The 21,227-nt window shown below is 56.2% G+C and carries 21 protein-coding genes; 6 read left to right on the top strand and 15 right to left on the bottom strand.

The features are described 5' to 3' along the window. On the top strand, nucleotides 1–2,053 hold a 2,053-nt coding region (locus tag QRD42_RS02615), incomplete at its 5' end, for an autotransporter outer membrane beta-barrel domain-containing protein (protein ID WP_321988123.1). Nucleotides 2,054–2,087: 34 nt separating this feature from the next. Here the strand turns inward: QRD42_RS02615 and nanQ are convergent. The 10 genes from nanQ to zapE all read right to left on the bottom strand — a co-directional run bounded on the left by nanQ (nucleotide 2,088) and on the right by zapE (nucleotide 10,596). After that, nucleotides 2,088–2,555 carry an N-acetylneuraminate anomerase gene (gene nanQ, locus QRD42_RS02620; RefSeq protein WP_321988124.1) on the bottom strand — a complete coding sequence of 156 codons (468 nt, stop codon included), beginning with the start codon at nucleotides 2,553–2,555 and terminating at the stop codon, nucleotides 2,088–2,090. Then, a complete protein-coding gene (gene nanK / locus QRD42_RS02625; RefSeq protein ID WP_321988125.1) occupies nucleotides 2,552–3,427 on the bottom strand; it encodes an N-acetylmannosamine kinase in 876 nt (291 codons plus the stop codon). The genes nanQ and nanK overlap by 4 nt, the downstream gene beginning before the upstream one ends. Beyond that, a complete protein-coding gene (locus QRD42_RS02630) occupies nucleotides 3,424–4,923 on the bottom strand; it encodes an MFS transporter (protein ID WP_321988126.1) in 1,500 nt (499 codons plus the stop codon). The genes nanK and QRD42_RS02630 overlap by 4 nt, the downstream gene beginning before the upstream one ends. 65 nt (nucleotides 4,924–4,988) lie before the next feature. Continuing rightward, nucleotides 4,989–5,882, bottom strand: a complete 894-nt coding sequence (gene nanA / locus QRD42_RS02635; RefSeq protein WP_321988127.1) for an N-acetylneuraminate lyase — start codon at nucleotides 5,880–5,882, stop codon at nucleotides 4,989–4,991. Between the two features lie 148 nt (nucleotides 5,883–6,030). Further along, a complete protein-coding gene (gene nanR / locus QRD42_RS02640; RefSeq protein ID WP_072570128.1) occupies nucleotides 6,031–6,813 on the bottom strand; it encodes a transcriptional regulator NanR in 783 nt (260 codons plus the stop codon). 123 nt (nucleotides 6,814–6,936) lie between these two features. Then, nucleotides 6,937–7,434: a ClpXP protease specificity-enhancing factor gene (gene sspB, locus QRD42_RS02645; RefSeq protein ID WP_318363363.1), complete on the bottom strand. Its 498-nt coding sequence runs from the start codon at nucleotides 7,432–7,434 to the stop codon at nucleotides 6,937–6,939. A gap of 5 nt (nucleotides 7,435–7,439) precedes the next feature. Further along, entirely contained in the window at nucleotides 7,440–8,078 is a 639-nt protein-coding gene (gene sspA / locus QRD42_RS02650) for a stringent starvation protein SspA (protein ID WP_072569548.1), read from the bottom strand. A gap of 313 nt (nucleotides 8,079–8,391) precedes the next feature. Further along, nucleotides 8,392–8,784 carry a 30S ribosomal protein S9 gene (rpsI, locus tag QRD42_RS02655; protein ID WP_003025138.1) on the bottom strand — a complete coding sequence of 131 codons (393 nt, stop codon included), beginning with the start codon at nucleotides 8,782–8,784 and terminating at the stop codon, nucleotides 8,392–8,394. A 14-nt stretch (nucleotides 8,785–8,798) separates the two neighbouring features. Next, nucleotides 8,799–9,227: a 50S ribosomal protein L13 gene (gene rplM / locus QRD42_RS02660; RefSeq protein WP_017374839.1), complete on the bottom strand. Its 429-nt coding sequence runs from the start codon at nucleotides 9,225–9,227 to the stop codon at nucleotides 8,799–8,801. 244 nt (nucleotides 9,228–9,471) lie between these two features. After that, a complete protein-coding gene (gene zapE, locus QRD42_RS02665) occupies nucleotides 9,472–10,596 on the bottom strand; it encodes a cell division protein ZapE (RefSeq protein WP_321988128.1) in 1,125 nt (374 codons plus the stop codon). Between the two features lie 193 nt (nucleotides 10,597–10,789). On the opposite strand from zapE, the gene zapG reads away from it, so the two are divergent. From zapG to degS, 3 genes are all read left to right on the top strand, one after another. Beyond that, nucleotides 10,790–11,188 (top strand): Z-ring associated protein ZapG, encoded by a 399-nt coding sequence (gene zapG / locus QRD42_RS02670; protein ID WP_072570127.1) that lies wholly within the window; start codon nucleotides 10,790–10,792, stop codon nucleotides 11,186–11,188. 171 nt (nucleotides 11,189–11,359) lie between these two features. After that, nucleotides 11,360–12,730 (top strand): serine endoprotease DegQ, encoded by a 1,371-nt coding sequence (degQ, locus tag QRD42_RS02675; protein ID WP_072569546.1) that lies wholly within the window; start codon nucleotides 11,360–11,362, stop codon nucleotides 12,728–12,730. Nucleotides 12,731–12,819: 89 nt separating this feature from the next. Further along, on the top strand, nucleotides 12,820–13,887 hold the full coding sequence (gene degS, locus QRD42_RS02680) for an outer membrane-stress sensor serine endopeptidase DegS (RefSeq protein ID WP_072569545.1): 1,068 nt from the start codon (nucleotides 12,820–12,822) through the stop codon (nucleotides 13,885–13,887). 61 nt (nucleotides 13,888–13,948) lie between these two features. Here degS and mdh read toward each other — a convergent pair whose 3' ends face one another. Continuing rightward, nucleotides 13,949–14,887, bottom strand: a complete 939-nt coding sequence (gene mdh / locus QRD42_RS02685) for a malate dehydrogenase (protein ID WP_072569544.1) — start codon at nucleotides 14,885–14,887, stop codon at nucleotides 13,949–13,951. 417 nt (nucleotides 14,888–15,304) lie between these two features. On the opposite strand from mdh, the gene argR reads away from it, so the two are divergent. Both argR and yhcN read left to right on the top strand, forming a co-directional pair. After that, entirely contained in the window at nucleotides 15,305–15,775 is a 471-nt protein-coding gene (gene argR, locus QRD42_RS02690; protein WP_072569543.1) for a transcriptional regulator ArgR, read from the top strand. Between the two features lie 369 nt (nucleotides 15,776–16,144). Beyond that, complete coding sequence (gene yhcN, locus QRD42_RS02695; RefSeq protein WP_318374892.1) at nucleotides 16,145–16,408, top strand: peroxide/acid stress response protein YhcN; 264 nt, start codon at nucleotides 16,145–16,147, stop codon at nucleotides 16,406–16,408. Between the two features lie 52 nt (nucleotides 16,409–16,460). On the opposite strand, the gene QRD42_RS02700 is transcribed toward yhcN, so the two are convergent. From QRD42_RS02700 to aaeA, 4 genes are all read right to left on the bottom strand, one after another. Continuing rightward, nucleotides 16,461–16,736 (bottom strand): barstar family protein, encoded by a 276-nt coding sequence (locus tag QRD42_RS02700; RefSeq protein ID WP_318374891.1) that lies wholly within the window; start codon nucleotides 16,734–16,736, stop codon nucleotides 16,461–16,463. Between the two features lie 46 nt (nucleotides 16,737–16,782). Further along, nucleotides 16,783–18,237, bottom strand: coding sequence for an NAD-dependent succinate-semialdehyde dehydrogenase (locus QRD42_RS02705; protein WP_072569540.1), 1,455 nt, complete (start codon nucleotides 18,235–18,237; stop codon nucleotides 16,783–16,785). Nucleotides 18,238–18,321: 84 nt separating this feature from the next. Further along, complete coding sequence (aaeB, locus tag QRD42_RS02710; RefSeq protein ID WP_321988726.1) at nucleotides 18,322–20,289, bottom strand: p-hydroxybenzoic acid efflux pump subunit AaeB; 1,968 nt, start codon at nucleotides 20,287–20,289, stop codon at nucleotides 18,322–18,324. Nucleotides 20,290–20,294: 5 nt separating this feature from the next. Next, nucleotides 20,295–21,227: a p-hydroxybenzoic acid efflux pump subunit AaeA gene (aaeA, locus tag QRD42_RS02715; RefSeq protein ID WP_321988129.1), complete on the bottom strand. Its 933-nt coding sequence runs from the start codon at nucleotides 21,225–21,227 to the stop codon at nucleotides 20,295–20,297.

The following is a 21,227-nucleotide window of genomic DNA, read 5'->3' on the forward strand; positions in this document are numbered from 1 at the left end:
TAATGATAAAGTCCTGCAGGTCACCACCGGCACCTTAACGCTAACCGGTACCATAAACAATGCTGGCGGCACCACTATTAATCAGGGTGCCACCTTACAAATAGGGGATGCTACGCACACCGCGGCCTTTATCTCTGATGCAGTAACCAATAACGGCAATCTGATAATTAATCAGAGCGGCGACTCCACCTTTAGCAGTGATATCAGCGGCCAGGGTAAACTCATTAAATCCGATGCCAGCACCCTGACGCTTGACGGTGTATTCAGTTACACCGGCGGCACTGAACTCAATGGCGGCACCACGCTGGTCGCCAAAGACAGCGCGCTGGGCACGGCCGCTGCGCCTGCCAGCATCACCATCAACAATAGCGCCACCCTGGCCAGTGCCGGTACGGTAACGGGCGATGTGAATATTATGGCAGGCGGCACGCTGGCAGCCTGGAATGTGGCGACGGCAGGGAATACCCCTTCCGCTACTGCGGATTCCATAAAGGGTAACGTCAGCAACAGCGGTTCGCTGATTATTGGCAGCGCAAACACCCAGCCAGGCCAGCGTTTTACCATCAATGGTAACTATGTTGGTAATGCCGGCAGCCAGCTAATAATGAATACCACCCTCGCGGATGACAACGCTGCGACGGACATGCTGACCATCACCGGTAACACCAGCGGTGAATCGAAAGTGGCGCTGACCAATATCGGCGGCCAGGGCGCGCAGACAATCAACGGCATTGAAATTATTGAGGTTGGGCAGACTTCCGATGCCGTATTCACTCTCTCATCCCGTGCCGTAGCGGGTGCCTGGGAATACGATCTTAAAAAGCGCGATGGAGACTGGTATCTGGTATCGGAAAAAGAACCCGATCCAAATGACAACGGCGATGGTGACAACGGCGAAGGCGGCGATAACGGTAACGGCGGCGATAACGGCAACGGCGGCGATAAYGGCAACGGCGGCGATAATGGCAACGGCGGCGATAATGGYAACGGCGGCGATAAYGGCAACGGYGGCGATAAYGGYAACGGYGGCGATAACGGTAACGGCGGCGATAACGGYAACGGYGGYGATAACGGCAACGGTGGTGATAACGGCAACGGCGGTGGAGATAAATCCCCTGACGTCATTCGTCCGGAAACCAGCGCTTATCTGGCTAACCAGAGCGCTGCACAGCAAATGTTCCTGCACAAGCTGGACGATCGCGAGCAGGTGCTGGCGCGTAATGAAGGCGAACAAAATGGCTGGATGTACGTCAAAGGCCGTTATAACGAAGGTACCGCAGCGGATGCGAAAGGCGGTTATGACACCACCACCACCGTCTTCCAGGTCGGCAGCGATCTCTATACCCGCACTTATGATGAAGGCGAACTGCATGCCGGCTTTATGCTTGGCGCAGGTCTGAGCGTCACGCATGCGGATGCCACTAATAACCGCAACTCCGCGAAGGGAAAAGTCAGCGGTTATAACGTCGGGCTGTATGCCACCTGGCAGCAGGATCCACAGTTACGTACCGGCAGCTATGTGGACAGCTGGGTGCAGGCTAACTGGTATGACGGCTACGTTCGTGGCGATGGCCTCGACTCTGAAGATTACAAGAGCAACGGCTATGCCGCCTCGCTGGAAATGGGCCACGCCTGGCTGGTTAACGGTGAAGAAGATCGCAGCTGGAAGATCGAGCCTCAGGGCCAGATCATCTACAGCTATCTCGATCAGGACGATCATACCGAGGTTAACGGTACGCGCATTACGCAAAGCGACAAGGACAGCATTCTGACCCGTCTGGGCGTACGCGTCAGCAACCTCAATCAGAAAGCGCCGGGAGACTGGCAGCCGTGGACATCGGTTAACTGGCTTAACGGCGACGGCGCGACCGATTTGCAGTTTAACGGCGAAACGCTGAGTAACGATGTGCCGGAAGATCGCGCCCTGGTCGAGGTCGGGATCACCGGTAAGCTCAATGAAGCAATGACGCTCTCCGTACGCGCCACGGGCGAATGGGGCGAAAACAGCTACGACGCTTACGGCGGCCATATTCTCTGGAACTATCGCTGGTAATAAATGCGGGGGCGATATTTTTCGCCCCCGCATTTCAGCCAGTGGCTTCCTCGCAGGGAACTTTAATCACCGCTTTTTTTACCTCGCTCTCCCGCCCCATGGTGCAACCAGGCTTATGCGGTTCACCAGGCATAAATACGGCAAACATCCCGGCGCGCAGGGTCAGCGTCTGCTGATTATCAATGTGCTGGCACAGCTGATAATCTTCTGCGTCATGCCACTCTTCACACTCGCGCGCACTGCCCGCAGCGCCGTAAAAAATCTGCTCTTCCCCGGAAAGCACCACCTGCACATCCACATACTGCCGGTGGAGTTCAGCCTTTTTTGTGTCCGGCAACTGGGTGCTGTAATGCATCACGTTCATAAAGCACGCCGTACCGGCGAGTTCGTGCCGTCCGGAGGATAGCTGCTCCGGCGCTAATGCCAGCGCCTGGCGCAGCGCATCCAGCAATCCGGCGGGTAAACCGGCCGCTTCCGGCTGGTGAATATCTCCGTAAATCATGCTTTTCTCCCGTTAGCCCACCAGGCCGCGCCGAGCAGTCCGGCGTCGTGCTGATAATGCGCAGTCAGTAATTCGGTATGGTACATCGCCGGTTCGCGTAACAGCGCCGTCCGCACACGGGCAAGATAGCCGGGTGCCAGACCAATGCTGCCGCCGAGCACCACGCACTGACAGTCGGTGGCGGCCTTCACATCGGCGATCAGGCGTGCCAGCGCGGTTGCCGATCTGTCCACCAGCGCACTGGCTCCTGCATGTCCCTGCTCGCTCAGGGCAAAAAGGGTTTTCGCGTCACAGCCAGCCAGTTCGCCCTCTGCCGCCGCCGCGATCCCGCGTCCGGAGGCAATGGCTTCCACGCAGCCGGTACGTCCACAGCCACAGCGCGGCCCGAGCGGATCGGCGAGCGTATGGCCGAAATGGCCCGCCAGCCCGCCCTGTCCGGTGACCAGCCTGCCATCACGCACCAGGCCGCCACCGACGCCTGTCGAGACGGTCAGAAACACCATGTCACGCACCCGAGCTGCCAGCGGCTGATATTCTGCCCATGCTGCCGCCTGCGCATCATTTAGCGCCACTCCCGGCAAGCCGGTGATGCTCGCGACGCAGGCCACCAGCGGAAAATGCGCCAGTCCGCCAAGGTTTTCCGGGTTAATGGCCGTCAGTACGCCATCCTGAATGATACCGGTGGAGGCAATGGCGAAGCGCTGCGCACGCGGGTAGAGCGGCGTCAGCAGATCGCGCAGGGCGGCCTCCAGCGCATCAGGCGTGCGGCTGGCGGGCGTCGGCAGGGTGGCGCGGCAGGATAATCGCCCGTGCACGTCCACCAGCGCAGCGGCAAGTTTGGTGCCGCCGATGTCGATAGCCAGAGTGATCATTTCGCCGCCCGCTTTGTTTTCATTAAGCCGCTTTTGTCCGTGTTATGCGTTACCGCACCGCTAAACGCTTTGCCATCAATAGCGTCGTGTGTACGCAGGGCTTCCGGTCGCAACCAGCGCTGTACGCGGGACGGCATATCAAGACCAATCAGCAGGATCACCACAAAGGTCAGGCTGAAAGAGAGCGATCCCAGCGCGGTGCCCAGCTCCATTTTCTGTGCGAAGAGTGCCCCGATAATCGGCGCCAGCGCGCCGCCCAGCGCCCCCACGTTATAAGTGAAGCCCAGCCCCGCCGCCCGTTGATCGGTATCGAAATAGCCGCCGATCAGCTTAGGTAAGATCCCGGAGATCCCCTGCCCCAGCATCTGCTGGAAGAAGAGTAAAAAGCCCAGCACCCAGACGTTGGCGCCGCCAATGGCGAATACCGGGATGATCAATAACTGCGAGGCCAGCAGACTGTAAACATAGGCTTTGCGCGTGCCCAGCCAGTCGCCGAGAAAGCCCCCCACGCAGCAGCCCACCGCCGCGCCAAAGCCGCTGAAGAACAGCACCCGCGCCACGGTGGAGGGATCGTAAGCCAGTTCGGTTTTCAGGTACGTCGGCAGCAGCGCCTGAATGGGCCAGGAATAGAGGAAGGCAAACAGCACCACCACCATCAGCATCACGCCCGTCGGCCAGCGTTTGCCGCTGCTTTGCACCATAAAGCTGATAAAGATCGCCGCGCACAGCAGACCAAAGGCAATCACCAGCGCGGCGTTTTTCATCTGCGCGGCAAAGCAGTACCAGAGCGCGCTGGCGGCGGCTATTGTCATCAGGATATTCAGAATGCGCAGTTTGCCGCGGTAAAGAATGTCGACCATAGTACGCACCGGCGCTTTACCGGCATGTTTTTGCTGCCAGTCTTCCGCTTCCGGAATATTTTTACGCAGCCAGAGCGCGAAAACGATCGGCACGATGCCGATAAAGAACAGCGCCCGCCAGCCCCATACCGGCACCACCAGGCTGTAAACCTGAGCGGCGATCACCGCGCCCACGGAAAAACCGGAGATCAAAAAGCCGCTGGCTTTATTGCGCAGTTGCTTCGGCCAGCTTTCAATCACGTAGGTGGCGCTGGAGCCGTATTCACCCGCCATCCCCATGCCGATCACCAGACGGGCGATAAACATGGTGGTGTAGCCCGGCGCGAAACCGCAGGCCAGGGTACCGACAGAAAACAAAATGATGCTGGTGACCATGGCGAGGCGGCGACCGTAGCGGTCCCCCATCGCCCCCAGCATCAGCCCGCCGAACCAGCGGGAAATAAAGGCGGCGGAAATCAGGCTGGCTGCCTGAACGGTGGTCAGGCCGAATTCGCCCTGGATCTCGGTTAATACCAGCGCGATTAATACAAAATCAAAACCATCCAGCAGATAGCCAAGCCAGGCGGCGCTGAACGCCCGCCACTGGCTGCGATTAAGATGGCGATACCACGGGATGCTCTGGGCAGGCATTGTCATAACATTCTCCCGACGCTCGGTCTGTTTTTCATGGCCGGGCCGACCTGTTGCCGCCCGGCATCAGGTTAGCACTTCTCAGCAAGCAGCCGATCCGCCAGCGCTTTCAGTTCTGGCAGGTATTGTTCATCAACCGGGCCGAAGGGTTTACGGCACAGCGGCACCGTCAGCACGTCCATGTAGTGCAGGATAGTTTTCAGGCCGCGGAAAACCCCCACTTTGATCAGCAGATCGATCGCTTTATTACACTCGGTCTGCAAACGTTGCGCGGTGGCGATATCCCCTTCGGCCAGCGCGCGGACAATCCCCATGTAGCGCCAGCCCATAATGTTATAGGTGCTGCCGATACCGCCATTCGCGCCCGCCAGCAGACCGGAGGCGAAGATCTCGTCATAGCCGTTATAAAGCACCAGATCCGGATGCGCGCGGTGGATCTGCTCCATCTGGAAGATATCGCCGGAGGTTTGTTTCAGCGCGCCGACGCCAGGCAGCGTGACCAGGGTGCTGATTTGATCGAGCGACAGCTTCACGCCGCTCAGCGCCGGGATGTTGTAAACCACCATCGGCAGGCCGTCGGCGGCATCAATGGCCGCCCGGTAGTGATCGCAGTGCTCGGCAAAGCTGAAAGGATAATAGAAGGGCGTAACGGCGGAGACGGCGTCAAACCCGTAACGGCTGGCTGCTGTCGCCAGCTGCTGCGTTTCCCGCGTGCTGACGGTGCCGACATGGGCAATCAGCGTGATTTTGCCTTTCGCTTCTTCGGCCACGATCTCCAGCACTTCTTCACGTTCTTTAATGCTTTGGACAAAGGCTTCGCCGGTGGATCCGCCGACGTACAGCCCATCAATTCCCTGACTGATATTGAAACGCACCAGACGGCGCAGGCTTTCGGTATCCAGATTTTCGCTGGCGTCGAAGGGGGTTAACAGGGCGGGCATAACACCTTTTAACTGAACAGACATGAACTTCTCCTGATGGGTTATCACTGTCTGACTATATACCTTTATACCTGTTATACCAGCACACAAAATCGACATTTTGTCCCCAAACGCAGGGAATGGGATCTGCCTCACTAAACGATCGTTTGAGGATCGTTAAGGCAATGCGGGATCAGGCGCGGGATTTTTTCTTTTTGTCGAAGGCGTGCCAGGTGGCGAAAACGCTGTTCAGATGGGTATGCAGGGCGCGATCGGCAGCATCCGGATCGCGCTGGCGGATGGCGTTGACGATCTCAATATGCTGCTGATAACTGACGTTATTGTGCTGATGCAGCTCTTTTTCCGGTACGGCCGGACGCGCGGCGATCAGCCAGTCAAGCAGGGAGAGATGAATGGCGTTGAAAATAGGGTTGCCGGGAATTTGCGCCAGCACGCGGTGAAACTCAACGTCGGAGCGGATAAAAAGCGCGTTGTCGTCCAGCGTCTGGCTGTTCCATTCCAGCGCTTTACTGAGCTGTTCAATCTGCGCGTCGGTGGCATGCTCGGCGGCGTAACGCACCAGGCTTGATTCAAAGAACAAACGCAGCTGTTCAAAATGGGCGATACCGCCGGGGCGCGAGAGAAAGTCTTTCGCCATGCCGGAGAGTTCGCTGACGATGGTATCCGCTGAGGGGCGTGATACGCGCGCCCGTTCGCCGTTGCTGATCTGCACCAGGCCTTTGCGCTTCAGCGCGGCCAGCGCTTCACGTACCGACGGGCGGCCAACGTTGAACAGCGCCATCAGCTCACGCTCAGACGGCAGCTGTTCACCCTCGGCCACTTCACGGCGGCGGATCATCTGCTCCAGCTCTTCTTCCACCATCTCTGAGAGCTTTTTACGCGCCAGCGGACGACGACGCAGCGTGCGCGCGACCTTTTCAGCAGGGTTGTCGGAATCAGGATCAAATGCGTTCATAGCGCCCGGATAAGTAATGTGTGACAGCAAGCTCATCATAACACAGGAATATCAGGCTGGCGCACCTGGTGCGGGATGGCGTTACCAAAGGCAAAAAAAACAGGCCCGTCAGGGCCTGTCAGTTTATTTCACAACGCGTAATGCCGGACGGCCACCGCGCGGCGGCGGATCGTCATCAGGATCGTTGTCATCACTGTTATCGGGCTTGTCGCCGTCGATAACGGACATGACAGTTTCACCCTCAGGCGTGGCAGTCTCGTCATCGTCATTGAGAGAAATGGCGTCGCCGTCATACGCCGCTTCCGGCTCAAACATGGTGCCTGCGCCGTTTTCACGGGCATAAATTGCCAGTACGGCAGCCAGCGGGACGTACACCTGGCGCGGCACCCCGCCGAAACGCGCGTTAAAACGCACTTCGTCGTTAGCCAGCTCCAGATTACCGACAGCACGCGGCGCGATATTCAACACAATCTGCCCGTCACGAGCATATTCCATTGGCACACGCACGCCTTCCAGGGTCACATCTACCACCAGATGCGGCGTGAGCTGGTTATCCAGCAACCATTCATAGAATGCGCGCAGCAGATACGGACGGCGTGGAGACAGTTGTGACATTTCCATGCTTATTAACCCCGGCCAAGGCGCATTTCGCGTTCGGCTTCTGTCAGTGAAGCGAGGAAGGAATCGCGTTCAAAGACGCGCGTCATGTAGCCTTTCAGCTCTTTAGCCCCTGCGCCGCTGAGTTCAATCCCCAGCTGCGGCAGACGCCATAACAGCGGCGCCAGATAGCAATCGACCAGGCTGAATTCATCGCTCAGGAAGTAAGGCTTCTGTCCAAATACCGGCGCGATAGCCAGCAGCTCTTCACGCAGTTGTTTACGGGCGGTATCCGCCTGAGCACCGGTGCTGTTCACGACAACGTTCATCAGCGAGTACCAGTCTTTTTCGATACGCTGCATGTACAGGCGGCTTTCACCACGCGCAACCGGGTATACCGGCATCAGCGGCGGATGCGGAAAACGCTCATCCAGATATTCCATAATGATGCGAGATTCCCAGAGGGTCAGCTCGCGATCTACAAGTGTCGGTACGCTTTGATTCGGGTTGAGGTCAATCAGATCCTGAGGCGGATGATCCTTCTCCACATGCTCAATTTCAAAACTAACACCTTTCTCGGCCAGCACGATGCGGACTTGGTGGCTATAGATGTCAGTAGGACCAGAAAACAGCGTCATTACCGAACGTTTGTTGGCAGCGACAGCCATGAAAACCTCCAGGTATATTCAGAATATTACTGCTGCAAACCACAACGTGGCTCGCCAGATGTAAGTAATCTATCCACCCGGGTACATTTCATTGTTCAATATTTAAACAAAAAATGAACTATCCCCGGCATTTGGGCACAAAATTGGATGATAGTTTACCAGATTTTGCGGGCTTTGTGGTGAGGGTATTGCGCAATTGCTCAAAAAGAGGCAGGAATCAATCTATTACAGTAGATAACTAAATTTTCAGGCATAAAAAAACCCGCCGGAGCGGGTTTTTTCGCCAACTGTATTCTGCCTGAGCAGAAACAGATTAACGTTTGGAGAACTGAGGACGACGACGTGCTTTACGCAGACCGACTTTCTTACGTTCAACCTGACGAGCATCACGAGTAACGAAGCCAGCTTTACGCAGTTCGCCACGCAGGGACTCATCGTACTCCATCAGAGCGCGGGTGATACCGTGACGGATCGCACCAGCCTGACCAGAGATACCACCACCTTTAACAGTGATGTACAGATCCAGTTTCTCAACCATGTCGACCAGTTCCAGCGGCTGACGAACTACCATGCGGGCAGTTTCACGACCGAAGTACTGTTCCAGAGAACGTTGGTTGATAACGATTTTGCCACTGCCCGGTTTGATGAAAACGCGAGCTGCGGAACTTTTGCGGCGACCAGTGCCGTAGTATTGATTTTCAGCCATTGCCATAATCCCGATTAGATGTCCAGAACTTGCGGTTGCTGTGCCGCGTGGTTGTGCTCGTTACCCGCGTAAACTTTCAGTTTACGGTACATAGCACGACCCAGCGGGCCTTTTGGCAGCATGCCTTTAACCGCGATTTCAATCACACGCTCAGGACGGCGGGCAATCATCTCTTCAAAGGTCGCTTCTTTGATACCACCGATGTGGCCGGTGTGATGGTAGTACATTTTGTCAGTACGCTTGTTACCGGTTACGGCAACTTTTTCTGCGTTCAGAACGATAATGTAATCACCAGTATCTACGTGCGGAGTGTATTCCGCTTTATGCTTACCGCGCAGGCGACGAGCCAGTTCGGTAGCCAGACGGCCCAGAGTTTTACCGGTCGCGTCAACAACATACCAGTCGCGTTTTACGGTTTCTGGTTTAGCTGTAAAAGTTTTCATTAAAAGCTTACCCAATAAATAGTTACACGTTGGTGAACACCCAAACGTTTAGTCAGTTGAGGTTCACACGACATTGTCCAGCAAACCTACCCCTTCGAATAGCCTATGCCGGCACACAAAAGTTTTGGGAAAAAAACTTTCTCGTAACGTGGGGTCGCAAGATTATAGGGAAGTCGGGTACAAAGATCGACCCCTTTTTGTGATTGCGACGATACTTTTCCCCGCGCCGTGCCTGGGGAGGCGATTATGCCAGATGCTCGCGCTTCAGATACTCCTCGCTTTGCATCTCCTGTAAGCGGGACAAGCAGCGCTGGAATTCAAATTTTACCCGCTCACCCTGATAAATCTCATGCAACGGGGCTTGCGCGCTGACCACCAGCTTCACGTGCCGCTCGTAGAATTCATCCACCAGCGCGATAAAGCGCCGCGCTTCGTTCTCCATCAGCGGCGTCATCACCGGCACGTCGTAGAGCATCACCGTGTGATACAGACGCGATAGCGCAATATAGTCGTGCTGACTGCGCGCCTCGACGCACAGCGTAGTGAAGGAAACTGCCAGCGTCTGATTTTCCGCCCCCAGGGTTTGCAGCGGGCGATGATTGATCTCAAGCGCTGGCCGCTGCTCGCGCGGCGTGCCCGCCAGCGCCAGCCACAGCGCTTCCATCTGCTGCGCCGTCTCGTCATTTAGGGGTGACAGCCACAGATGCGCCTGCGTCAGGGTACGCAGACGGTAATCGACGCCCGCGTCCACGTTCATCACGTCACAGTTGGCCTTGATAGCTTCAATCGCCGGCAGGAAGCGCGCGCGTTGCAGGCCGTTGCGGTAAAGCTCATCCGGTGGAATGTTAGAGGTCGCCACCAGCGTGATGCCGCGCGAGAACAGCGCTTTCATCAGGCCGCCAAGCAGCATGGCGTCGGTTATATCCGACACAAAAAACTCGTCAAAGCAGAGCACGTCGGTTTCGGCTTTAAAGCGATCGGCGATGATTTCCAGCGGATCGCTCTCTCCCTGTAACGCCGTCAGCTCTTCATGAACGCGCAGCATAAAGCGGTGAAAGTGCAGACGCTGTTTACGTGTGCCAGGCAAAGTCTGAAAAAACAGATCCATCAGCCAGGTTTTGCCGCGCCCGACGCCGCCCCACATATATAAGCCGCGTACGGGAGGGGTTGTCGATTCTTCTTTCTTACCGAGCAGTTTGCCGAAGGCCGCCATCAGGCCGCCGCGTGGCGCAGGCGTAGTGTGGGTATGCGTGAGTTGCTGCCAGATAGCGTCCAGCCGGTTAACCGCCTCGCGCTGCACCTCGTCTGGCTGATGCGTACCCGCATCCAGGGCTTGCTGGTATCGCGATGTGGGGGTAATACTTTGCATGATGTTATTGTTATTCCTTGAGTATCGGTATGCCGTAATTCACGGTTGACGAAAAAAAGGCCGTTCCACACTACGCGATGCAGCCTCAGGATTCCACTTATACGGAATTAGCGGTTATAGTGGCATAATCAGGCACAGGCGAGGAGCCTCCCTGCCAACACCCTACGGAATCACAAGACAACGGGAGATGTTCATGACCTGGGAATATGCGCTAATTGGTTTAGTCGTCGGCATCGTAATCGGTGCTGTAGCCATGCGTTTCGGTAATCGCAAGTTACGCAACCAGCAGGCCCTGCAATACGAGCTGGAAAAAAATAAGGCCGAGCTGGAGGAGTACCGTGAGGAGTTAGTCGGACATTTTGCCCACAGCGCCGAGCTGCTCGATAACATGGCCCATGATTATCGCCAGCTGTACCAGCACATGGCGAAAAGCTCCAGCCAGTTGCTGCCGGAAATGTCCGCCGAGATGAATCCGTTCCGCAATCGCCTTGCTGAATCGGAAGCGGGTAACGATCAGGCCCCGGTACAGATGCCGCGCGACTATTCAGAAGGCGCGTCAGGCCTGCTGCGCGGCGCGAAGAAACGCGATTAAGCGACTGTTAAGCCAGAATTTTTACGGGCGCGCAGGTTGCGCCCGCCTCTTCTTTCCCATCACAGCTATTATTTAGTCATTGTCCTCATTGTTACCCGTGCAAAATTTCAATAACATCCCTCTGTTTTGGGGCGTTTTTCCTTACACTTCAGGTTACGAGAGCCAGCATCAATGAAGAAAAAAAACCAGCTATTGAGTGCGTTAGCGTTAGGTGTTGGATTAGCGCTTGCCGCGCCGTTACAGACGATGGCGGCCTTGCCGTCACAGGTTCCGGGTCAGGCCGCGATCCCAAGCCTCGCGCCGATGCTGGAAAAAGTGTTGCCTGCGGTAGTTAGCGTGCAGGTGGAAGGCACCGCGGTGCAGCAAAATCCCAAAGTGCCGGAAGAACTGAAGAAATTCTTTGGCGAGGACGCGCCGGATCAGCAAGCCCAGCCGTTTGAAGGCCTTGGCTCCGGGGTGATTATCGATGCCGCCAAAGGTTATGTGCTGACCAATAATCATGTCATCAACCAGGCGCAGAAAATTAATGTGCAGTTGAATGATGGGCGTGAATTTGAAGCCAAACTGATTGGCGGCGATGACCAGAGCGATATTGCCCTGCTGCAACTGCAAAATGCCACCAATCTGACGCAAATCGCCGTCGCTGATTCCGACAGCCTGCGGGTGGGCGATTTCGCCGTCGCCGTGGGTAACCCTTTTGGCCTCGGCCAGACCGCCACTTCAGGCATTGTTTCAGCGCTCGGGCGTAGCGGGCTGAATCTCGAAGGGCTGGAAAACTTCATTCAGACCGACGCCTCCATCAACCGCGGCAACTCCGGCGGCGCGTTGTTAAACCTGAACGGCGAGCTGATCGGCATTAACACCGCCATTCTTGCCCCCAGCGGCGGCAGCGTCGGGATTGGTTTCGCCATCCCCAGCAACATGGCGCAGACGCTGGCCAAACAGCTGATCCAGTTCGGTGAAATCAAGCGCGGACTGCTGGGCATTAAAGGCATGGAAATGAGCGCGGATATTGCCAAAGCCTTTAACCTCAACGTGCAGCGCGGCGCGTTCGTCAGCGAAGTGCTGCCCAATTCCGGCTCGGCCAAAGCGGGGATCAAATCCGGCGATGTGATTGTCAGCCTCAACGGAAAACCGCTGAACAGCTTTGCGGAGCTGCGCTCCCGCATCGCCACCACCGAGCCGGGCTCGAAAGTGAAGCTGGGCCTGTTGCGCGATGGTAAACCGCAGGACGTGGAAGTTACGCTGGATAAAAGCACCTCATCTTCAGCGAGCGCGGAAATGATCGCCCCGGCGTTGCAGGGCGCGACCTTAAACGACGGCCAGCTGAAAGACGGTACCAAAGGGATCACCATCTCTGAAGTGGAAAAAAGCAGTCCTGCCGCCCAGGCCGGCCTGCATAAAGATGATGTGATTATTGGCGTCAATCGGGACCGTGTGCAGACAATAGCGGAAATGCGCAAGGTGCTGGAAGCGAAACCGAATATCATCGCCCTGCACGTGGTACGCGGTAACGATACGCTTTATTTATTATTACGTTAGGTATTTGTGGCTCCGGACATCATCCCCACGTGTGATGTCCGGATAACTCATGCTATGCTGCCCATTCTCTCTCTGGTGACGCCTGCATCATGTTTGTAAAGCTCATACGCTCCGTTGCAATCGGTTTGATTGTTGGTGGCCTTCTTCTGGCTGCTATGCCCTCCCTACGTCAGTTTAGTCCGTTGTCGACGCCCAAATTTGACAGCGCTGACGACACGCCGGTGAGCTACAACCAGGCGGTACGTCGTGCCGCGCCTGCCGTGGTTAACGTCTATAACCGCAGCGTGAATGCCTCCGCCAATAACCAGCTGGAGATCCGCACCCTGGGGTCAGGCGTGATCATGGACGAGCGCGGATACATCATTACCAACAAACATGTGATTAATGACGCCGACCAGATTATCGTCGCCTTACAGGATGGCCGGGTGTTTGAAGCCCTGCTGGTTGGATCCGACGCCTTAACCGATCTGGCGGTGCTGAAAGTCAACGCCACCGGCGGCCTGCCGGTGATCCCCATCAACCGTAAACGCATGCCGCACATCGGCGATGTGGTGATGGCCATCGGCAACCCCTACAACCTCGGGCAGACCATTACTCAGGGGATCGTCAGCGCCACCGGTCGTATTGGCCTGAATCCGTCAGGACGGCAGAACTTCCTGCAAACCGACGCCTCCATTAACCACGGCAACTCCGGCGGCGCGCTGGTTAACTCGCTGGGTGAATTAATGGGCATCAACACCCTCTCCTTTGACAAGAGCAACGACGGCGAAACGCCGGAAGGTATCGGCTTTGCTATCCCCTTCCAGCTGGCGACCAAAATTATGGATAAGCTGATCCGCGACGGTCGGGTGATCCGCGGCTACATCGGCATCAGCGGCAGAGAGATCGCCCCGCTGCATACCCAGGGTGGCGGCATCGATCAGATCCAGGGGATTGTGGTGAACGAAGTGGCGCCGGACGGCCCGGCGGCGCGCGCCGGGATCCAGGTGAACGATGTGATTATCTCGGTGAACAATAAACCGGCGGTATCGGCGCTGGAAACTATGGATCAGGTGGCGGAGATCCGCCCGGGTTCAGAAATTCCGGTTGAGGTGATGCGCGAAGATAAGAAGCTGTCCCTTAAGGTCACTATCCAGGAATACCCCGCCACAACCTAGCAGACGTAAAAAAGCCGGAACAACATTCCGGCTTTTTAGCATACAGATACTGCGCAGACTGTTACTGGTTAACGAACTCTTCGCCCAGCTGAATGTCTTTTTTCAGCGTTTCCAGCATGCCTTCCATCGCGCTTTGTTCAAAGGCGCTCAGTGTGCCGATGGACTGACGCTCTTCCACGCCATTTTTGCCCAGCAGCAGCGGCTGCGAGAAGAAGCGGGCGTGTTCGCCATCGCCTTCAACATATGCGCATTCCACCACGCCTTTTTCACCTGACAGCGCACGCACCAACGATAAACCAAAGCGCGCAGCGGCCTGACCCATCGACAGCGTAGCGGAACCGCCACCGGCCTTCGCTTCCACCACTTCAGTACCCGCGTTCTGGATACGTTTGGTCAGATCGGCTACTTCCTGATCGGTAAAGCTCACGCCCGGGATCTGCGACAGCAGCGGCAGAATGGTCACGCCAGAGTGTCCGCCGATAACCGGCACTTCCACCTCACCCGGTTGCTTGCCTTTCAGCTCAGCAACAAAGGTGTTGGAACGGATGATGTCCAGCGTGGTGACGCCAAACAGTTTGTTCTTGTCGTAAACACCGGCTTTTTTCAGCACTTCTGCCGCGATAGCGACGGTGGTGTTTACCGGGTTGGTGATGATACCCACACAGGCGCCCGGACAGGTTTTCGCTACCTGGCTGACCAGATTCTTCACGATACCGGCGTTAACGTTGAACAGATCGGAGCGATCCATCCCTGGCTTACGGGCAACGCCTGCGGAGATCAGCACCACGTCCGCGCCTTCCAGCGCAGGGGTGGCGTCTTCGCCGGAGAAACCTTTGATTTTTACAGCGGTAGGGATATGACTCAAATCAACTGCCACGCCTGGCGTAACCGGCGCGATGTCGTACAGAGAGAGTTCCGAGCCTGAAGGCAGTTGGGTCTTGAGAAGAAGGGCAAGCGCCTGGCCGATACCACCTGCCGCGCCGAGGACTGCAACTTTCATCCTAAACTCCTTATTATGGTAAGGTAAATATGTTGAAACCGTTGCTGGCGACCTTTAAAACTTCGGTAAATGTTAACAATATCCATGACAAAAGAATGCGGCCTCGCACGCTTTTAGCATCATTCACTTCCTGTTGCCCTTTGGGGGAAACTGCATGGCTTTATAGCGTCAGCAACCGAGCCGTGGCGGTACAATACACCCACTAAAGCCCTCAAAACAACATCAATTTGATAACATTTAATTTACTTTTAACCAAATCAGAGACACGTGACGCAGGCATGTTTATCGATAACGTTTTTTGATAAAATCCCGCCCTTTCATTACATTATTTCAGCCTTTAATCAGGCTGAGAATTTGCATAAAAATTCATTTATATGCATAATAATGGTGTTTCTCTCGCCATTCCACGGGTGACTTATGCGAAGTTCGGCCAAACAAGAAGAATTAATCAAAGCGTTCAAAGCGCTGCTTAAAGAAGAAAAATTCAGCTCCCAGGGTGAAATCGTGCTTGCATTGCAGGAGCAGGGTTTCGATAACATCAACCAGTCCAAAGTCTCGCGCATGCTGACCAAATTTGGTGCGGTACGCACCCGCAACGCGAAGATGGAGATGGTGTACTGCCTGCCTGCCGAGCTGGGCGTTCCGACGACTTCCAGCCCGCTGAAGAACCTGGTGCTGGATATTGATTACAACGCGGCAGTAGTGGTTATTCACACCAGTCCGGGCGCGGCGCAGCTGATTGCCCGTCTGCTGGACTCCTTAGGCAAGTCGGAAGGTATTCTCGGCACCATTGCCGGTGACGATACGATTTTCACCACGCCGGCCAGCGGCTTTACTGTCAAAGAGCTGTATGAAGCGATCCTCGTGCTGTTTGAGCAGGAGCTGTAAGAACCACCTCATCAACGGGTAACTATTGGGGGATACCACTGCGGTTTTCCCCTTTTCCGCTATTTATCACCCACATTTCTTTAACAGAAAGTGCGATTTTCTGCCCCATTACATTCACCCAGTGAATAAAACCGCACAAAAAATCAAAATCACCTACCACTCTGATTTTTATATTAATCCTTTCCGCGCGTGGCAAAAATTCGCCATTTTTAATGCCTTTCAGGAATAAAAAAAGCTAATTTTGTAACCAAAACCATACTGAAACCATTAGCATGGTATTAATTATTCGCGTGATTAGTGTATACTTGATTCTGTGATGAAGGTCACAAAGAAAGGCCTTCAGTAAAAGAATTCGACGAGGTAAACAACATGAAAATCAAAACCACTGTAGCCGCCCTGAGCATCCTTTCCGTCCTGTCCTTCGGCGCATCTGCCGCGAACGTTATCGGCAGCGATCAGGCGCAGGCCCGCCAGTCAATCGGTACCGTTTCCGTCGGTGGCGTTAACTCCTCTCCGATGGATATGCGTGCCGCACTGGATAAAAAAGCTGAACAAGAAGGTGCGTCTTCTTACCGCATTATCGAAGCACGTACCGGTGACAGCTGGCACGCCACTGCTGAACTCTATAAATAATTCCCTCCGTAGTGCTATATGATTGCCCCTGCCTTGCAGGGGCTTTTTTTTTTCAGGCTCGTACGTTGAAGCGCAGCGCCCCTTCCAGTTCTTCTTCCGCTTCATCAAATAGCAGGATCAGCGCGCCATAGCGCCGACGCTCTTTATCCGCCAGATGCAAAAACTCGATCTCCAGCGGTACAGGTAAAGCTCCCCCTGTCACCACATCCCAGAGAGAATCCAGATCGTGCACCTTTGCCCGCTCAATCTTAAAGGCGCGCGCAAATTCACGGTAAAAATCCGTCTGGTCCTCAATCTCATCAAAATCAAAAGTGTAGATAGTATTCATTGCCAGCCATCCCGCGCGCACGGGCGGCGAGAGCCGCCGCTGATGTTTATAATCCCCCCAGATGCAGGGTTTTCACTTCCATAAATTCTTCCAGTCCCAGCACCGAGCCTTCACGACCCAGCCCTGACTCTTTTACGCCGCCGAAGGGGGCCAGCTCGGTCGAAACCGCACACTCGTTGACGCCAATCATGCCGCTTTCAATGGCCTGCGAAACACGGAATACCCGCGCCAGATTTTGCGTGTAGAAATAGGCTGCAAGGCCGAACGGCGTATCGTTGGCGCGGCGGATCACCTCTTCTTCCGAGGTAAAGCGGAAGCAGGCGGCCAGCGGCCCGAACGTTTCCTCGGCGGCCAGCTTCATGCCATCGCTACAGTCGCCCAGTACCGTCGGCTCCCAGAAATTGCCGCCCAGCGCATGCGCTTTACCGCCTGCCAGCACTTTCGCGCCTTTCGCCACGGCATCCTCAACGTGTTCGCGCACCTTATCCACCGCGGAAGGTTCAATCAGCGGGCCGACCACCACGCCCTCTTCCACACCATTGCCCACTTTCAGGGCGCTGACGGCGCTCGCCAGCTTGCTGACGAAGGTGTCATACACTGACTCATGAATATAAAAACGGTTAACGCTGACGCACACCTGCCCGGCGTTACGGAATTTATTGGCAATCGCCCCCTGCACTGCCGCATCAATATCAGCATCTTCGAAGACGATATAGGGCGCGTTGCCGCCCAGCTCCATCGACACCTTTTTCATGGTGTCCGCTGCGTTGCGCATCAGGGTTTTGCCGACTGCCGTCGATCCGGTAAAGGAGATTTTGCGCACCTCCGGACTGGCCATAATGGCGTCGCTGATTTCCGCCGTGGTGCCTGCCACGGCGTTCAGTACGCCATCCGGCACCCCGGCTTTTTTCGCCAGCTGGATCAGGGCAAAGGCGCTGAGCGGCGTATTATTTGCAGGTTTGATCAAAGCAGTGCAGCCTGCCGCCAGCGCCGGGCCGAGCTTACGGGTCAGCATCGCCATCGGGAAGTTCCATGGCGTGATCGCCGCCACTACGCCCACCGGTTCGCGGGTGGCAAAGATGCGTGAGCCTGCTTTGGCAGGCGGGATGATTTCGCCGTTGGCGCGCTTGGCCTGCTCGGCAAACCATTGAATAAAGCTGGCGGCATAGTCCACTTCGCCTTCCGCTTCTTTCAGTGGTTTGCCCTGTTCGGCGGTCATCAGCTGTCCCAGCCAGCTTTTATTCTCGATAATCAGTTCATACCAGCGATAGAGGATCGCAGAGCGTTCTTTGGCGGTTTTCGCGCGCCAGGCGGGAAAGGCACGGCTGGCGGCGGCAATGGCCTCTTCCGTCTCTTTCTTACCAGCTTTCGCGACTTTCGCTATGACCTCGCCCGTTGCCGGGTTGGTGACCTCAAAGGTCGTTTCCAGTTTTTTCCATACTCCATCAACAAAATAACCTGTCTGGAATAGCGCATGATCCTGAAGTGCCTGCGTTGTCATATATCCTCCTGAGCCTCGGTTTTCGGGCAATGAAGTTAAGTATAGCCATAAAAAAACCGACGCTTCTGGCGTCGGTTTGTGGGCTTAACTGTCAGTCAGCGCATGCTGATATTTGTGGAGCATATCCACCAGCCGCTTCACAGGATGAGTGACCTGATCCGGCGCGGAGCAGCTGTGCAGCTTCTCCTGATACACATCAAGCTCACCCAGCAGCTGCGTAAAGTAGCGCCGCCGTTTGTGGTCGCTGGTGGCCGACATCACCTGATCCGCCGTGCGTCGCAACTGGCGATGCCAGGCCGACAGTTCGGCGTTCACCGGTACCGGCGCGTCACGCAGGCGCTGGTGGGCGATGATCAGCGTCAGCGCCAGACGGAATTTGGCGACATCATCCGGAAATTTGCTCAGCAGTAAAAACAGCTGCTGATACAGCGCCGGCAGATGGTTTTCTTTACGCCGGGCGGTATTGGTGGTCAGGGACGATACCGCCGCGGACATAAACTGATTGAGCAGCATCCGTCCGGTACGTGCGCGGGAGTTATCCCGCACCAGCACAATCACCGTGAACGCCAGGATACAGCCGACAATCTGCCCCAGCGCGCTGTCAAGAAAGCGGCTGAATTCAAAGGTCATCGGGTTATCCAGCACAATAATATTGATGGTGCTCGCCAGCGCGCCCAGGGATCCCAGCCGCCGTTTCTGCACTTCAATGCCGATAAAGAAGGCCAGTACCGCAAGGCTGATGCACAGCAACAGCATGCTTTGCTGCGTGGAGGGGATCACCACCAGGAAGTAGAACGCCCCCAGGGGTAAGGCCGCCAGCGTACCGTACACAAAATCGATCGCCACCATGCGCGGGTTAGGCAGGCGCATCGCCAGCGAGGTCACCACCGCGATCATCACCATCGCGCCGTTACCCGAGGTCCAGCCCGTCCACAGCCAGAACAGCGTGCCGAGAATACAGGAGAGCGTGGTGCGCCAGAAGTTCACCATCGCATGATGGCGCTCGGCGGACCCGGCTTTAACCACAGTTTCGCCTTCCAGCACCTCTTCTTCCGTGGCGCTGATTTTGGTATTGCCGATCACCCCGCGCCTGAGCAGCAGATAGCGCGTTGCCGCCCCGACCCAGCTGTAAATCGTCACCGGCGTGTCGCGTTCGCCGGTCCAGATAATCACCCGGCGTATGCGCTTGAGCTGTTTATGTACGTCCTGCGCGGTTTCTACCGGCTCCGCAAAGAGTTCGCGGAAGGTGTCGGTCACCGCTTCCGGTCGGGTGTTCTGAATAAGCCAGGTTTCACAGGCCTGAGTGATCAGCGTCAGCGACAGGGTGTTAATCACTTTCAGCCGCCGGTTCGCCCGCGCCCAGCGGGAGGATTCCATATTCAGGTTGCTGCGCATCCCTTCCAGCGCCGTGGTACGGCGCACCAGCGCGCCCCAGGCTTTATCCATCTCTTCGCCGCTGCCATGCGCGATGCATAATTGCATCAGCTGGTATTGCGCCACCAGCAGGCTGTCGAGTTCGCGGTCGATCTCCTGTTTGATGGATCGGGGTGAAAACAGCAAATCCGCGATTATGGCACAAACGATCCCCAGCACGATCTCACTGCATCGCTCCACCGCAAACTGCGGCGTGAGTAATGGCTCGTACTGAATGGTGATGACGATGATCAGCGCCGTATAACCCGCCAGCCCCCAGGCGTAGGAGTTTTCGACGCGCACCAGCGAGGAGACCCAGGTACAAAATCCGGCCCAGATACAGCAAACCACCAGCATCAGCAGCGGCGCGCGGATCATCAGAATAATGATGGTCAGCGCCGCCACGCAGCCGATAAAGGTGCCGATAATACGCAGCATGCCGCGGTAACGGATCGCCCCGGAGTAAGGTTCGCCCCCCGCCGCAAACGCCGGGCCTGCGGCAACGATCGCCGCCGTCAGCACGGCCCAGCGCGGGGTTTCAAGCTGGAAGTGAAAGCCGACGAACAGCGCCAGCACAATGGCGCACGCCAGTTTCAGGGCGAAGCGAATGTGCTGTGTGGCGATGGAAAAAATGCCCATCATGCTTAACCAAACTCACGCAGACGGTGAGCCAGTTTACGGAAGAAGGAGTCCTGGCTTTCGTCCCGGTCTTTTTCACCGGTGATCACCACCGTGGCCGTGGTCCCGGCGGGCCAGACATTCTCTTTCTGATCGTCCAGGCGAATACGCACCGGCACGCGCTGCGCCAGGCGGACCCATTCAAGATTGGAGTCAATGGTCGCCATGCCTTTGGCGTCACGGCTGCTGCTGGCGTTGGTGACCCCGGCGGCGACGCTGTCTACCGTGCCTTTAAGCACCCGGTTACTGCCCAGCGGCGTAATTTCCGCGCGATAGCCGGTTCGCACACCTTCCAGCTTGGTCTCTTCCATATAGGCGAGTACATAAAATGAATTTTGTTTGACCAGCGCCACCGCCGTCGAACCGCGGGTTATAAATTCCCCGGTATAAACGTTCAGGTTGGTCACCCAGCCTGCCGCCGGGGCGCGGATAACGGTACGTTCGAGATCGAGTTTTGCCAGATCCAGCGTCGCCTGCGCTTTCGCCTGCTGGTGGATCACCGTCTGCAAGACGTTGTTGGACTGCTCGATCTCCTCACGGGACATGGCCTGGATGCCTAATTTATTACGACGTCCGGCTTCGCGGCGCTTTTCACTGGCCAGCGCGCGGTAGTACGCCACGTCAGCCTCGGCTTCTTCGACGGCTTTTTGATAGCGCGGCCGATCGATGGTGAACAGCACCTGGTCTTTCTGCACCAGCTGGTTATCGTGAACCTTCACATCGGTGATCAGCCCCGCGACATCCGGCGCGATGGCGACCACATCGGCACTAAAACGCGCGTCACGCGTCCACGGCGATTCGGTGTAATAGACCCATGCGCGAAAGATGGCGATGAATGCCAGAATAACCATCACCAGGGTGATGGCGGTACGGGTAAAATTTCTTGTTAGTGTTTTCAC

It is taken from the genome of Enterobacter sp. PGRG2, from assembly GCF_030291195.1.
Classification (GTDB): Bacteria; Pseudomonadota; Gammaproteobacteria; order Enterobacterales; family Enterobacteriaceae; genus Enterobacter_D.